Source organism: Micromonospora okii (assembly GCF_020884795.1).
In the GTDB taxonomy this organism is placed as follows: Bacteria; Actinomycetota; Actinomycetes; order Mycobacteriales; family Micromonosporaceae; genus Micromonospora; species Micromonospora okii.
On the sequence record NZ_BBZF01000024.1, the window covers coordinates 149,037 to 161,817 of the forward strand.

15 protein-coding genes are annotated in these 12,781 nt (G+C 75.4%); 10 read left to right on the forward strand and 5 right to left on the reverse strand.

The annotated features are described in order from the left end of the window. Positions 1-25: 25 nt before the first annotated feature. Positions 26-403, forward strand: a complete 378-nt coding sequence (gene ndhC / locus LPU43_RS23780) for an NADH-quinone oxidoreductase subunit A (protein WP_229402734.1) — start codon at positions 26-28, stop codon at positions 401-403. Positions 404-426: 23 nt separating this feature from the next. Here ndhC and folP read toward each other — a convergent pair whose 3' ends face one another. Beyond that, positions 427-1,296, reverse strand: coding sequence for a dihydropteroate synthase (gene folP, locus LPU43_RS23785; protein WP_229402735.1), 870 nt, complete (start codon positions 1,294-1,296; stop codon positions 427-429). 168 nt (positions 1,297-1,464) lie between these two features. Between folP and LPU43_RS23790 the strand changes: the two genes are divergently transcribed. The 5 genes from LPU43_RS23790 (at position 1,465) to LPU43_RS23810 (ending at position 4,974) form a co-directional block, all read left to right on the forward strand. Beyond that, positions 1,465-2,226 carry a DivIVA domain-containing protein gene (locus tag LPU43_RS23790; RefSeq protein ID WP_229402736.1) on the forward strand — a complete coding sequence of 254 codons (762 nt, stop codon included), beginning with the start codon at positions 1,465-1,467 and terminating at the stop codon, positions 2,224-2,226. Continuing rightward, positions 2,223-2,720, forward strand: coding sequence for an SRPBCC family protein (locus LPU43_RS23795; protein ID WP_229402737.1), 498 nt, complete (start codon positions 2,223-2,225; stop codon positions 2,718-2,720). The genes LPU43_RS23790 and LPU43_RS23795 overlap by 4 nt, the downstream gene beginning before the upstream one ends. Positions 2,721-2,852: 132 nt before the next feature. Continuing rightward, entirely contained in the window at positions 2,853-3,437 is a 585-nt protein-coding gene (locus LPU43_RS23800; RefSeq protein ID WP_229402805.1) for a DNA-3-methyladenine glycosylase I, read from the forward strand. 13 nt (positions 3,438-3,450) lie between these two features. After that, complete coding sequence (locus tag LPU43_RS23805) at positions 3,451-4,149, forward strand: hypothetical protein (RefSeq protein ID WP_229402738.1); 699 nt, start codon at positions 3,451-3,453, stop codon at positions 4,147-4,149. A gap of 72 nt (positions 4,150-4,221) precedes the next feature. Beyond that, positions 4,222-4,974 (forward strand): SDR family NAD(P)-dependent oxidoreductase, encoded by a 753-nt coding sequence (locus LPU43_RS23810; protein WP_229402739.1) that lies wholly within the window; start codon positions 4,222-4,224, stop codon positions 4,972-4,974. A 58-nt stretch (positions 4,975-5,032) separates the two neighbouring features. Here the strand turns inward: LPU43_RS23810 and LPU43_RS23815 are convergent, their stop codons facing one another. Continuing rightward, positions 5,033-5,824, reverse strand: coding sequence for an enoyl-CoA hydratase-related protein (locus tag LPU43_RS23815; protein ID WP_229402740.1), 792 nt, complete (start codon positions 5,822-5,824; stop codon positions 5,033-5,035). Continuing rightward, the gene (locus LPU43_RS23820) at positions 5,821-6,639 is read right to left on the reverse strand and encodes a PaaX family transcriptional regulator (RefSeq protein WP_229402741.1); all 819 of its coding nucleotides are present in this window, start codon (positions 6,637-6,639) and stop codon (positions 5,821-5,823) included. Before LPU43_RS23820 ends, LPU43_RS23815 begins: the two co-directional genes overlap by 4 nt. 191 nt (positions 6,640-6,830) lie before the next feature. Here LPU43_RS23820 and LPU43_RS23825 point away from each other — a divergent pair, with 191 nt between their 5' ends. Both LPU43_RS23825 and LPU43_RS23830 read left to right on the forward strand, forming a co-directional pair. Beyond that, positions 6,831-6,998, forward strand: coding sequence for a DUF3117 domain-containing protein (locus LPU43_RS23825; RefSeq protein ID WP_229402742.1), 168 nt, complete (start codon positions 6,831-6,833; stop codon positions 6,996-6,998). A gap of 141 nt (positions 6,999-7,139) precedes the next feature. Then, positions 7,140-8,606 (forward strand): leucyl aminopeptidase family protein, encoded by a 1,467-nt coding sequence (locus tag LPU43_RS23830; protein WP_229402743.1) that lies wholly within the window; start codon positions 7,140-7,142, stop codon positions 8,604-8,606. Between the two features lie 80 nt (positions 8,607-8,686). Here LPU43_RS23830 and LPU43_RS23835 read toward each other — a convergent pair whose 3' ends face one another. Continuing rightward, the gene (locus LPU43_RS23835; protein ID WP_255686607.1) at positions 8,687-9,337 is read right to left on the reverse strand and encodes an O-methyltransferase; all 651 of its coding nucleotides are present in this window, start codon (positions 9,335-9,337) and stop codon (positions 8,687-8,689) included. Between the two features lie 255 nt (positions 9,338-9,592). On the opposite strand from LPU43_RS23835, the gene LPU43_RS23840 reads away from it, so the two are divergent. Further along, the gene (locus LPU43_RS23840) at positions 9,593-10,903 is read left to right on the forward strand and encodes a S1C family serine protease (protein ID WP_373321802.1); all 1,311 of its coding nucleotides are present in this window, start codon (positions 9,593-9,595) and stop codon (positions 10,901-10,903) included. A 73-nt stretch (positions 10,904-10,976) separates the two neighbouring features. Further along, on the forward strand, positions 10,977-11,405 hold the full coding sequence (locus tag LPU43_RS23845; protein ID WP_229402745.1) for a twin-arginine translocase TatA/TatE family subunit: 429 nt from the start codon (positions 10,977-10,979) through the stop codon (positions 11,403-11,405). Between the two features lie 192 nt (positions 11,406-11,597). Here the strand turns inward: LPU43_RS23845 and LPU43_RS23850 are convergent, their stop codons facing one another. Beyond that, positions 11,598-12,746 carry a P-loop NTPase gene (locus LPU43_RS23850; protein WP_229402746.1) on the reverse strand — a complete coding sequence of 383 codons (1,149 nt, stop codon included), beginning with the start codon at positions 12,744-12,746 and terminating at the stop codon, positions 11,598-11,600. Between the last annotated feature and the right edge of the window lie 35 nt (positions 12,747-12,781).

Consider the following 12,781-nt stretch of genomic DNA (forward strand, 5'->3'; position numbering starts at 1 on the left):
GGGTGACACGGTAGGCTGACCCACCGTGACCGGTTACCTGGGCTCGTACGCGACGCTCGGGCTGTTGCTGCTCGCCGGAGCCCTCTTCTTCGTCGCCGCGTTCGCGGCCAACCGGGTGCTGCGCCCCGCGCGCCCCGCCGACCCGCCCGGCAAGCGGGCCACCTACGAGTGCGGCCTCGACCCGGTCGGCGGCGACTGGGCGCAGATGCAGATCCGTTACTACGTCTACGCCTACCTGTACGTGCTCTTCGCCGTCGAGGCGGTCTTCCTCTTCCCCTGGGCGGTGGTCTTCGACCGGCCCGGCTTCGGGCTGGTCACGGTCGCCGAGATGGGCGTCTTCGTGGCCGTGCTGGCGCTCGGCATCCTCTACGCCTGGCGCAAGGACATCCTGCGCTGGACCTGAGCGCCCGCGCCCGACTCCGGGCCTCAGGCGAGGCCGCGCCGGGTCAGCGTCGGCGGGCGGTCGCCCCGGATCGACGCCACCATGTCCAGCACCCGGCGGGTGGGCAGCACCTGGTGGGCACGGAAGACCCGGGCCCCCAGCCAGGCCGACACGGCGGTCGCCGCGAGGGTGCCCTCCAGCCGCTCGGCCACCGGCAGGTCCAGCGTCTCGCCGATGAAGTCCTTGTTCGACAGGGCCACCAGCAGCGGCCAGCCCGTACCCGACAGCTCGTCCAGCCGCCGGGTGATCTCCAGCGAGTGCCGGGTGTTCTTGCCGAAGTCGTGCGCCGGGTCGATGAGGACGCCGTCGGGGCGTACCCCCAGGGCGACCGCGCGCTCGGCGAGGCCGGTCACCGTCGCGACCACGTCGGCCACCACGTCGGCGAAGGCGGCCCGGTGCGGGCGGGTGCGCGGCGCGAGCCCGCCGGCGTGCGAGCAGACCAGCCCGGCCCCGGTGGCGGCGGCCACCCGGGCGAGTGCCGGGTCCGCCCCCGACCAGGTGTCGTTGAGCAGGTCCGCGCCCGCCGCGACGGCCTCGGTCGCCACCTCGGCCCGCCAGGTGTCGATGGAGATCACCACGTCGGGGAAGGCGGCCCGGACGGCGGCGATGGTGTCCACGGTACGGCGGATCTCCTCGGCCACGTCGACCTCGTCGCCGGGGCCGGCCTTGACCCCGCCGATGTCGATGATCTCCGCGCCCTCGGTCACCGCCCGCTCCACCGCGCGCAGCGCGCTGTCCTGCGCGAAGGTCGCCCCCCGGTCGAAGAAGGAGTCCGGCGTGCGGTTGACGATGGCCATCACCACCAGCTCGCCCGGCGCGAACGTACGACTTCCGAGCCGAAACGCCCCGGCCATGCACGCCTCCCGATCTCCGCGCCGGCCGGGTGGCCCGGCCTTTCCCCGACGCTAGCCGGTCGCCCGGCGTCCCATCCCGGCGGCACGGGGGCACAGATCCGCGCCGATCTGTGGGAGTACCGCCCGGCGGGGTCGCTCCGCGCCCGTCGACGTGCCACGATCTCCTACATGGGTCAGGTGCTGCTCCTGCTGGTCGTCGCGCTCACTGCCGCGGCGGTGGTCTTCGGTGTGACGGTGCTCGTCGCCGGCCGCGATCCCGGGCTGGCGCCCGTCGAGCCGGACGGGCGGTCCGTTCCGCTGCCCGCCAGCCGGCCGCTGCGCGAGTCCGACGTCGCCGAGGCGCGGTTCGACACCGCGCCACGGGGATACCGGATGGCCCAGGTCGACCAGGCGTTGCGCCGGGCGGCCTACGACATCGGGTACAAGTCCGAGCTGATCGGGGTGCTGGAGGCGGAGGTCACCGCGCTGCGCGAGGGACGCGTCGCCGACGCCGACGAGCTGCGCCGGACCCGCGAGCAGGCCGTCGCCGAGGTGGCCGACGACGCCGCCCCGGCCACCCCCGCCGATTCCACCCTCGCTGATTCCGCCCCCGCCCCGTCCGTTTCCGCCTCTGCCGATTCGGCGTCCGCCCCCGCCCCCGCCGTGGCGGCTACTGCCGCCGGTGCCTCCGACACCCTCCTCCTCGCCGACCCGGCCGCCTCGGGCGGTGACCCGGCCGGCGTGCCGGGGACCGCCGCGACCGGCACCGTGGAGACCGCCGTGGCCGGAAAGGTGGAGGCGACCGGGGCCGGCGCGCCGGAGGGCGCAGCGGCCGGCGAGCGGCAGGACGCCGTGGCGGGCGCGCCGGGGGCCGCCCCGGCACCGGGGTCGGCGGACGGCGGGCCGACGGACGCGACCGGCGGGCGGGCGGCCCGGTCGGAGCCGGCGTGACCGGCTCGGCGGACGCCGAGGGCCTCCACGAGGCGGCCCAGCCCGGAGCCGGCGAGGTCACCGCCACCGTGATCGTCAACGCGCCGGCCGAGCGGGTCTTCGCCGGGCTCCTCGCCTGGGAGCGGCAGTCCGACTGGATTCCGTTCACCACCGTCCGGGTCGTGCAGGGCGACGGCGGCGAGGGGAGCCTCGTGGAGGCGGTCACCGCGCTCGGGCCGGCGGTGCTGCGCGACGAGATGCGCGTGGTCCGGGTCGACGCGCCGTACGAGATCGGGGTGGTGCACTGCGGCCGGCTGCTGCGCGGCCCCGGGGTGCTGCGCTGCACGCAGATCGAGGGCGGGCGCACGCAGGTGGTCTGGCACGAGTGGTTCCACGTGCCCGGCGGGCCGGCCGGCCGGGTGGCCTGGCCGGTGCTCTGGCCCGGCTCCAAGTTCAGCCTCACCACCGCCCTGAGGAAGTTCGGCCGCCTGGTCGAGCAGGGCCGCCTGCCCTGACCGCCGGGCCCGTCGTAGCCGCGACGTCGCCGACATGGGGGCATCCCGGCGGGTCGGACACCGCAACGAGGGCGTCACGGCGGCGGGCGGTCGGCCGTCCGGTCTAGCGTGTACGCCGTGACTGACCTGGTGATGAGCACCGACCTGGTGATCGGCGCGGACGGGCTGCCGCGCTGCGCGTGGGGGGCGAGCACCCCCGACTACGCCGTCTACCACGACCGCGAGTGGGGGCGCCCGCTGCGCGGCGACGACGCGCTCTACGAGCGGATGACCCTGGAGGCGTTCCAGTCCGGGCTGTCCTGGCTGACGATCCTGCGCAAACGGCCCGCCTTCCGGCTGGCCTTCGCCGACTTCCGGATCGAGGCCGTGGCGGCCTACGGCGAGGCCGACGTGGCCCGGCTGATGGCCGATGTCGGCATCGTCCGCAACCGGGCCAAGATCGAGGCGGCGATCGCCAACGCCCGTGCCGCCCTGGAGCTGCCCGGGGGCCTGTCCGACCTGCTCTGGTCGTACGCGCCGCCGCCCCGGGCCGGCCGGCCGGCGGTGTCGGCCGAGGTGCCCGCGCTGACCCCGGAGTCCACGACGCTGGCCAAGGCGCTGAAGAAGCGCGGGTTCCGGTTCGTCGGCCCCACCACGTCGTACGCGCTGATGCAGGCCACCGGAATGGTCGACGATCACCTGGCCGGCTGCCACGTCACCGCTCCCGCCCCGGCGTGATGGGATTGGCCCCATGACCGACACCGACCACCGCGTGAGCGGCGCGATCCCCGCCCGGGGCGACGGCGGGCGGGGCACCGGCGCCTGGGCCGTCCTCCTGCCACCGGGCCGGTACGACGCCGAGCGGCTCGTCCACCACGACACGCTGGAGCTGACCGGCCTGGACGCCCCGGCCGCCCCCACCGCCGCCGTCGGCCCGGCCGCTCCCGCCCCTGCCGGCGGGGCCGGTGCCGCCGCCGGGCCCCGCCCCGGCGACCGGGTGGCGGTGCTGGCCGACGATCCGCTGCGCCTGGTGGCCCTGGGCCGGGTCGCCCGTCCCACCGCCGAGCGCCAGGAGGACCCGGACGACCCGCAGTCCGACCCGGCCTCCGGCGCGCTGGTGGTCGCCTACACCCGGCGGGTCTTCGACGAGCCGGTGGCGGTCGAGGGGCTGACCGTCGACGGCCTGGTCACCGCGCTCGCCGCCGACGCCTACGAGGAGCTGGCCGCGCGGCTGGGGCCGCTGCCGGCCCGCCGGTCCTGGCTGGTCAGCCTGGACCTCCCGATCGAGGCGGAGACCCGGGCCGAGGCGGTCCGGCTCTTCTGGTCGTACGTGCGGGACCTGGGCCCCCGCGAGCTGCCCGCGTTCGTCTCGCCCTCCGGTGACGAGCTGGCGATGCAGGCGTTCGTGCTCGGCGCCGAGGCGAACCAGGACCCGGAGGAGGACGACTAGGCCGGGGCTGTCCGGGTAAGCGGCGGCCCGGAGAGGGGCCGGCACCGTCGTCGGGCCCTCCTGGGAGGGCCGATGCGGTTCCAGGACAGGGTCGTGGTCGTCACCGGGGCGGCTTCCGGGCTCGGCGAGGCGACGGCCCGCCGGTTCGCCGCCGAGGGGGCGCGGGTGGCGATCGCCGACATCGACGCCGAGGGCGCGCGGCGGGTCGCGGGCGAACTCCCGGACGCCCTCGCGGTCACCGTCGACGTCGGGGACGCCGCGTCGGTCGAGCAGGCCGTCGCGGACATCATGCAGCGGTACGGCCGGATCGACGTGATCTTCAACAACGCGGGCACCGACGGCGAGCAGCGGCCCCTGCACGAGATAGACGTGGCGAGCTGGGAGAGGGCGCGCCGGATCAACGGCGACGGCGTCTTCTTCGTCCTCAAGTACGGCATCGAGGCGATGCTGCGCGGCGACGGGGGCGCCATCGTCAACTCCTCGTCCATCACGGCCCTGGCGGGCCTGGAGAACGTCTCCCCGCACACGTTCACCAAGGCGGGCGTCGCCGGCCTGACCCGCTCCACCGCCGTCGAGTACGCGGCCCGCGGCATCCGGGTCAACGCGGTGGCCCCGACGGCGGTGAACACCCCGATGGTCCAGCACTTCATCGACGACGCGTCCAACCCGTCGCAGGCGCGCCGGCAGATGGAGACGTTCAACCCGAAGCCGGGCATCCCCACCCCGGACGACGTGGCGGCAGTGGTGCTCTTCCTGGCCTCCGACGACGCGTCCTGGATCACCGGCCACACCATCCCCGTCGACGGCGGCTACGTGGCCCGGTGACGCCCCCATCCCCACCCGGCCAGCGGGCAATTTCACACGGGCGGGGGAGGGGACGGGGTCAGCGGCCCTCGAAGGTGGGTTGCTGCTTGTTGACGAAGGCCAGGGTGGCGGCGCGGTGGTCGGCGGTGCCGCCGCAGATGGTCTGGGCCTGGGCCTCGGCGGCGAGGGCGTCGGCGAGGGTGCCGGCGTCGGCGATGGAGAGCTGCCGCTTGATCGCCCCGTACGCGACGGTCGGGCCGGCCGCGAGCCGGGCGGCCAGCTCCTGCGCGGTCGGCAGCACCTTCTCGTCGTCGTCCACGAGCCGGGTCAGCAGGCCCAGCCGGTGGGCCTCCTCGGCGGCCACGGGCTCGGCGAGCATCAGCAGCTCGACGGCCTTGGCGTGGCCGACCAGGCGGGGCAGGGTCCACGAGGCGCCGGTGTCGGCGGCGAGCCCCACCCCGGCGAAGGCCATCAGGAAGCGGGTCTTCGGCCCGCCGACGCGGAAGTCGGCCAGGAACGCCAGCGACGCCCCGGCCCCGGCGGCCATGCCCCGGACGGCGGCGACCACCGGCCTGGCCAGGTTGGCCAGCCGGGCGGCGATCGGGTTGTAGTGCGCGTGCACGGTGCCCAGCGGGTCCGTCGTGGCGGACTCCAGGGTCTGCACGTGCTCGCGCAGGTCCTGACCGGCGCTGAACGAGCCGCCCGCGCCCGCGAGCACCACGGCCCGGCAGCTCCGGTCGGACTCGAGTTCGGCGAGGGCGTCCCGCAGCGCCTCCTTGAGCGCCACGTCGAGCGCGTTCATCGCCGTCGGGCGGTTCAGCGTCAGGGTGACGACGGCGTCGGTGCGGTCGACGAGCAGCGGCTCGGTCACGTTCTGACGACCCTTCTGTCGCGGGTGGCGGCGTCGAGGCAGCGCTCGACGTACCGGTCGGCGGCCGGACGCAGCCGGGCCGCGTGCCGGTCGAAGAAGCTGGCGGCGGCGGTGCCGGGCCAGCGTTCGGGCAGCAGCGCCGGTGGCAACTGCGGGTCCCGGAACAGGAACGTACGCCACGCGTGCACGAGCCGGAACCGCGCCGCGTACGCCTCCTCGTCGTCGCTGCGCACGGTCACCCCGGCCAGCAGGGGGCGCTGCTCGGCGACGAACCGCTCGTAGGCGTGCCCGATCTCGGCGAGATCCCAGGCGCGGCGGACGACACCCGTCGCCCCGGGGGTCCCGGCGGCGTGCGCGGCGGTGAACCGCTCGTACCGCACGCCGGCCTCGTCGAGCAGGAGGTCGACGTCCTCCGCGTGCCGGGTGGCGACCCAGGTCTGCTCGTCCAGGGGGCCGTAGCCGAGGAAGTTCAGGTTCGCGGCGAGCCGCTGCCGCTCCCGGCGGGAGACGGGGGTCTCCAGGACGAGGAGGTCGAACCGTCCGTCCCAGGCGACCCGGCCGGTCCGGTAGATCCGGGCGGCGGCCTCGTCGAGTCGTCGGGCGGCTTTCGGTGTGATCGAATAGCCCGGCCCGGAGGCGAGCCGGAGCGGGTCGAGCCAGCCCTGGCGGACCATCCGGCTCACGGCGGTCCGCACCGCCGGGGGTGCGATCCCGAGCGGCGCGAGCAGCTTGACCAGGGCGGCGACCGGCGCGCGACCGCCCCGTGGCCGTAGGTGGTCGCCGTACAGGTCGAAGAGTGCCGACCGTGCCTGCATGACCGCATATTGTGACAGGACTTCTCGGGATATGCTAGATGCTGTTACATCAATGCTGCTTCGGTTTGGGTCCGGCGGTGTTCATCAGGGAAAATCGTTGGTCGACACCGCCGACTACGTTTGCGGTGGGTGATGGCGAAGAGGCTGTGGGGCAACCCACCGACCCTGTTGCAGGTCTGAGGGGAGACGACATGGCGGCGATGAAGCCGCGGACGGGCGACGGTCCGCTGGAGGTCACCAAGGAGGGCCGGGGCATCGTCATGCGGGTCCCGCTGGAGGGTGGTGGCAGGCTCGTCGTCGAGATGACGCCCGACGAGGCCAACGCGCTCGGTGAGGCGCTGAAGGCGGCGGCGGGCTGAGGCGAAAGCGGTCCGGGCGGCGGTCGTCGGGCGGACGGTTCACCCATCCCTGAGCCACCGGCGGTGCCGGTGGCTCAGGGCCTTCATCCTCGGTGCGGGCACGCGGCCCGTTCTCCCGATCCCCTGGAGGTGCGTTCCAGCGTGCTTGCGATCCGTCTGGTCGACGGGGCCGAGCGGCCCGACGTCCTGGTCCTGCCCGTGCGATCCGTCGAGGGCGGGGGCGTTCCGGCCGCGCTGTCACCCGACCTGCCGGTGCTGCCCGACGACGTGCTGACCGAGGCGACCGCCCTCGTCCCGGCGACCCGGGCCACCGGGCGGGCCGGGGAGGTGCACCCGCACCTGCGCCCCGGGCGCACCCCCGGGCGGCTGTTGCTGGTGGGGATCGGCTCCGGGGACGAGCCCGGCTGGCGGGCGGCGGGCGCGGCGCTGGCCCGCGCAGGCTCGAATGAGACGCAAATCACAATCGCGATGCCGGCCGATGTGCCGCCCGAGGCGGTGCGCGGCCTGGTCGAGGGGCTGCTCCTGGCGTCGTACCGGTTCCGGCTCACCGAGGCCGGCGACACCCCCGCGCTGGCCGACGTCGACCTCGCGGTCACCGACCCGGCCCGGTACGCGTACACCCTCGAACGGGCCGAGGTCACCGCCCGGATGACCCGCCTGGCCCGGGACCTGACCAACACCCCGTCGTCGGTGAAGAACCCGCAGTGGTTCGCCGAGCGGGTCGAGGAGGCCGCGACCGGCCATCCCGACCTGCACCTGCGCGTCCGCGAGCCGGACGAGTTGGCCGCCGAGGGCTTCGGCGGCATCCTCGCGGTCGGCGGCGGATCGGCCAGCGGGCCGCGCCTGGTGGAGCTGGACTGGCGGCCGGCCGGCGCGCGGACCCACGTGGTGCTCGTCGGCAAGGGGATCACCTTCGACACCGGCGGCATCTCGATCAAGCCGGTGCCGGCGATGAAGCTGATGCGCAAGGACATGGCCGGTGCCGCCGCGGTGGTCGCCGCCACCCTGGGCGCGGCGGCGCTGCGGCTGCCCGTCCGGGTCACCACCCTGGCGCCGCTGGCGGAGAACGCGGTCAGCGGCTCGGCGTTCCGCCCCGGCGACGTGATCACCCACTACGGCGGGGTGACCAGCGAGACCACCAACTCCGACGCGGAGGGGCGGCTGGTGCTCGCCGACGCGCTGGCCTACGCCGTCGCCGAGCTGAAGCCCGACCTGCTGATCGACCTGGCCACCCTCACCGGGGCCAACGCGGTGGCGCTCGGCAAGCGCACCGGCGCGCTCTACTCGGAGAACGACGAGCTGGCCGCCGACGTGCTGGCCGCGATCGACGCCGCCGGCGAGGCGGCCTGGCGGATGCCGCTGACGGCCGACTACGTCGAGCACCTCGCCAGCGAGGTGGCCGACCTGTACAGCGCCCCGAACCAGGGCGGCGGCTCGGTGCTGGCCGCGCTCTACCTGCGCGAGTTCACCGGCGACCTGCGGCAGCGCTGGCTGCACGTCGACATGTCCGCGCCGTCCTGGGCCGACGCGGACTCCGCCGAGCTGACCCGGGGCGCCACCGGCTGGGGCGTCCGCAGCCTGCTCCGCTGGCTCCCCACCCTGGGGTAGGAGCACCTGTCAGCGCCCGCGGTAGAGCAGGGGCCTCCTGCCGACGCCCGGCGGCCGGGCCCCGCCCACTGGGCGGGGCCTCAGCACTTCACGGCGGCGAGCAGGCCGTGGCCGACCGGGAGCAGCGCCGGCGTCCAGTGCTCGGACTCGCGGATCGCCTTGATCGCCTCCCGGGTGGTCACCGTCTCCACGTCCCGGGCCGCCGGGTCGCCGATCCGGCCGTCCACCAGGGTGCCGTGCAGGGCGAGCACCCCGCCGGGGCGCAGCAGCCGCAGGGCCGCGTCCACGCACGAGGTGAAGCTGGTGGCCTCGGTGTCGACGAACACCATGTCGTACGCGCCGTCGGCGAGCCGGGGCAGGACGTCCAGCGCCCGGCCGGCGATGATCCGGGTGCGCCCGGCGGGGAAGCCCGCCTCGGCGAAGATCCGGCGGGCGATCCGCTGGTGCTCGACCTCGACGTCGATGGTGGTGAGGACGCCGTCGGAGCGCATACCGCGCAGCAGCCACACCCCGCTGACCCCCGTGCCGGTGCCGATCTCGACCACCGCGCGGGCGCTGCCGGCGGCGGCGAGCAGGCGCAGCGCCGCCCCCGCGCCCGGGGTCACCGCGTCGAGGCCGACCTCGTGGGCGAGGCTGCGGGCGGTCCGCAGCACGAGATCCTCCGTGACGTACGACTCGACGAACTGCGACGCCGGGTTCGTCGAGCTGCCGAAGCTGGCGGCCGTGGCGATGGGACACCTCCGTCGGGGGCGGGTTGGCGGTATGAGCCTAGAGGCGAGGGCGGGCGGACGCAGCCGCGAGTCCGGTCCCGGACGATCATCGCTGGACACGCCCCACGGGGAGGCCGCCGCCGGACGATCACGCGCTGCAACGGCCGACTGCGCTCGCCGCATTCGTGTAATCCTGGATGCGGTATCCCGTCGCCGGAAGTGGCCAACCGGCCGGCCCGTGGGGCAGGGAGCCGGGGACGACTGGGAGGCACCGACGTGACCGACGGCTGGGACTGGCGCCAGCCCGGGGAAGCTCCGACGCCGGCGGGGCCGCCGGGGGGCGGGGTGCCGCCGGCGGCGTCCGCGGGCGTCCACGGCGATCCCACGCCCTCGCCCTGGTGGTCCGACGCGCTCTCCGACCCGTGGCGCGACCCGTACGCCCCGGCGGCGGTCGTCGTGCCCGCCCCGATCGACGGCGGCGCCGAGCCGGAGCCGGTCACCGACCCGGACGCGCCGGGCCGGCCGAGGCTGCGGCAGTTGCTGCTGATCCCCCTGATCACCGCGCTGCTCGCCGGCACGCTCGGCGGTGCCCTGGGGTACGCCTTCGCGGTGCGCGGCGGCCTGGCCGGCGGCACGGTGCTCGGCGCGGCCCCCGCCGAGGCGCCGGCGCTGGCCCAGCGCAGGCCGGAGTCGCTGGCCGGGGTCGCCGCGCGGGTCCTGCCCAGCGTGGTGACCGTCCGGGTGGCCGGTCCGGGCGGGACGAGCGAGGGCTCCGGCTTCGTCGTCAGCGCCGAGGGGCACGTGGTCACCAACGACCACGTCGTCGCCGGTGGCACCGGCAAGGCGAGCGTCGTCTTCAACGACGGCAGCACCGCCCCGGCCACCCTCGTCGGGCAGGACCCCGAGTCCGACATCGCGGTGATCAAGGTCGCCCGGAGCGGTCTGCGGCCGGTGGAGTTCGGCGACTCCGAGGCGCTCGCGGTCGGCGACCCGGTGCTGGCCATCGGCTCGCCGCTGTCCCTGGCCAACACGGTGACCTCGGGCATCGTGAGCGCCCTGGACCGGACGATGCAGGCCGCCGAGCCGGGCGGCCCGGTCCGCTACTACGCGGCCATCCAGACGGACGCGGCGGTCAACCACGGCAACTCCGGCGGCCCGCTGGTCGACGCGGGCGGGCGGGTGATCGGGGTCAACTCGACGATCAAGTCGCTGGTCGCCGACGGCCAGGAGGCCGGCAACATCGGCCTCGCCTTCGCCATCCCGATCAACCAGGCCAAGCGGGTCGCCCAGGACATCATCGACACCGGCAAGGCCCGCCGCACCGTGATCGGCGCGCGGGTCGGGGGCGCCGGCGCGACCGGCGGCGGCGTACGGCTGGCGGCGGTGGAGCCGTCCGGCCCGGCGGCGGCGGCCGGGCTGCGCGCGGGTGACGTGATCCTGCGGATCGCGGGCCGCCCGACGGCCGATCCGACGGACCTGACCGCCCTGGTGCGCAAGTTCGCCCCGGGTTCGGTGGTGACGGTGGAGTACCGGCGCGGGTCGAGCCGGCAGAACGCCTCGGTGACCCTCGCCGCGGACGCCAAGTGAGACGCGCTCACCCCTCCCCGTCGGCGTCCGGCGTGCGTAGTCTTGCCCTGACGCCGACGAGGAGGCCGAGGCAGTGTTCGAGAACCTGAACTGGTGGGAGATCGGTGCGCTGCTGCTCCTGGCGCTGTTGATCTTCGGTGACCGGCTCCCCGCCGTGATCGGCGACGGGCTGCGCATGATCCGCAATCTGCGCTCCATGGCCCGCAACGCCACCACCGACCTCAGCCGTGAGCTGGGCACCGACATCCAGCTGGAGGACCTGCACCCGAAGGCGTTCATCCGCAAGCACCTGCTCAGCGAGGAGGAGGAGCAGGCGATCCGGAAGCCGCTCCAGGGCGTGTACGACAACCTGCGCGCCGACGTCACCGGCGTGCACGACGAGCTCAAGGACGTCGCCGCCGCCGCCGACCCGCGCGCTAAGGGCTCCCGGAGGTCCGGCACGGTCGCTCCGGGCGGTGCCGCGCCGGCCCCCCGCCGGCCCAGCTACGACGACGCCACCTGACCCGCCCGACCGACCCGGAGGCTGGCCCCGGCCGCTCCGGCGTACGGCCGGTCGCCTGACCCGCCCCGGCCTGCGGTCGGTCGCCCGACCCGCTGCGGCGTGCGGCCGGTCGCCGCATCCGGCCCGGACGCGCGGCGGGGGCGGCGCTCCCCGTCGGGAAACGCCGCCCCCGTCGTACGAGGATCGGCCGGGTCAGCGGCCGGCCGGCTTGAGGCCGAGGGGCTTGCCGAGCAGCGACTCCCGCCGCACCGCGAGCCGGTCGGCGACCCGGCCGAGCGCCTGCGCGGCCGGGGACTCCGGCTCGGCCAGCACGATCGGGTTGCCGGCGTCGCCGGCCTCCCGGACCCGGGTGTCCAGCGGCACCTGGCCGAGCAGCGGCACCTCGGCGCCGATCGTGCGGGTCAGCGACTCGGCGACCGCCGCGCCGCCGCCGGCGCCGAAGACCTCCATCCGGGTGCCGTCCGGCAGCTCCAGCCAGGACATGTTCTCGATGACGCCGACCACCCGCTGGTGGGTCTGCAGCGAGATCGCGCCCGCCCGCTCGGCGACCTCGGCGGCGGCGGCCTGCGGGGTGGTCACCACCAGGATCTCGGCGTTCGGCAGGAGCTGGGCCAGCGAGATGGCCACGTCGCCGGTGCCCGGGGGGAGGTCCAGCAGGAGCACGTCCAGCTCGCCCCAGTAGACGTCGGCGAGGAACTGCTGCAACGCCCGGTGCAGCATCGGGCCGCGCCACACCACGGCGGCGTTGCCGGCGGTGAACATGCCGATCGAGATGACCTTCACGCCGTGCGACTGCGGCGGCATGATCATGTCTTCGACGCGGGTCGGGCGGCCGTCCGCGCCGAGCATCCGGGGCACCGAGTGGCCGTAGATGTCGGCGTCGACCACGCCCACGGAGAGCCCCCGGGCGGCCAGCGCGGCGGCCAGGTTGACCGTGACGCTGGACTTGCCGACGCCGCCCTTGCCGCTGGCGACCGCGTAGACCCGGGTGCGCGAGCCGGGCTGGGCGAACGGGATCACCGGCTCCTCGGTGGCGCCGCCGCCGCGCAGCTTCGACTGGAGTTCCTGACGCTGCTCGGGGCTCATCACCCCGAACTCGATCTCCACGCCGGTCACCCCGGGCACCGCGCCCACGGCGGCGGTGATGTCGCTGCGCAGCTTCTCCCGCAGCGGGCAGCCGGCCACGGTGAGCAGCAGCTCGACCCGGACCACCCCGTCGTCGCCGACCAGGGCGGAGCGGACCATGCCGAGATCGGTGATGGGCCGGCGGATCTCCGGGTCGTCGACGGTGGCCAGGGCGGCCTGGACGGCTTCCTCGACGGTGTGCACGGGTGCTGACATGCCCGCAATGCTACGTCGGGGGCGATCCGCGCCGC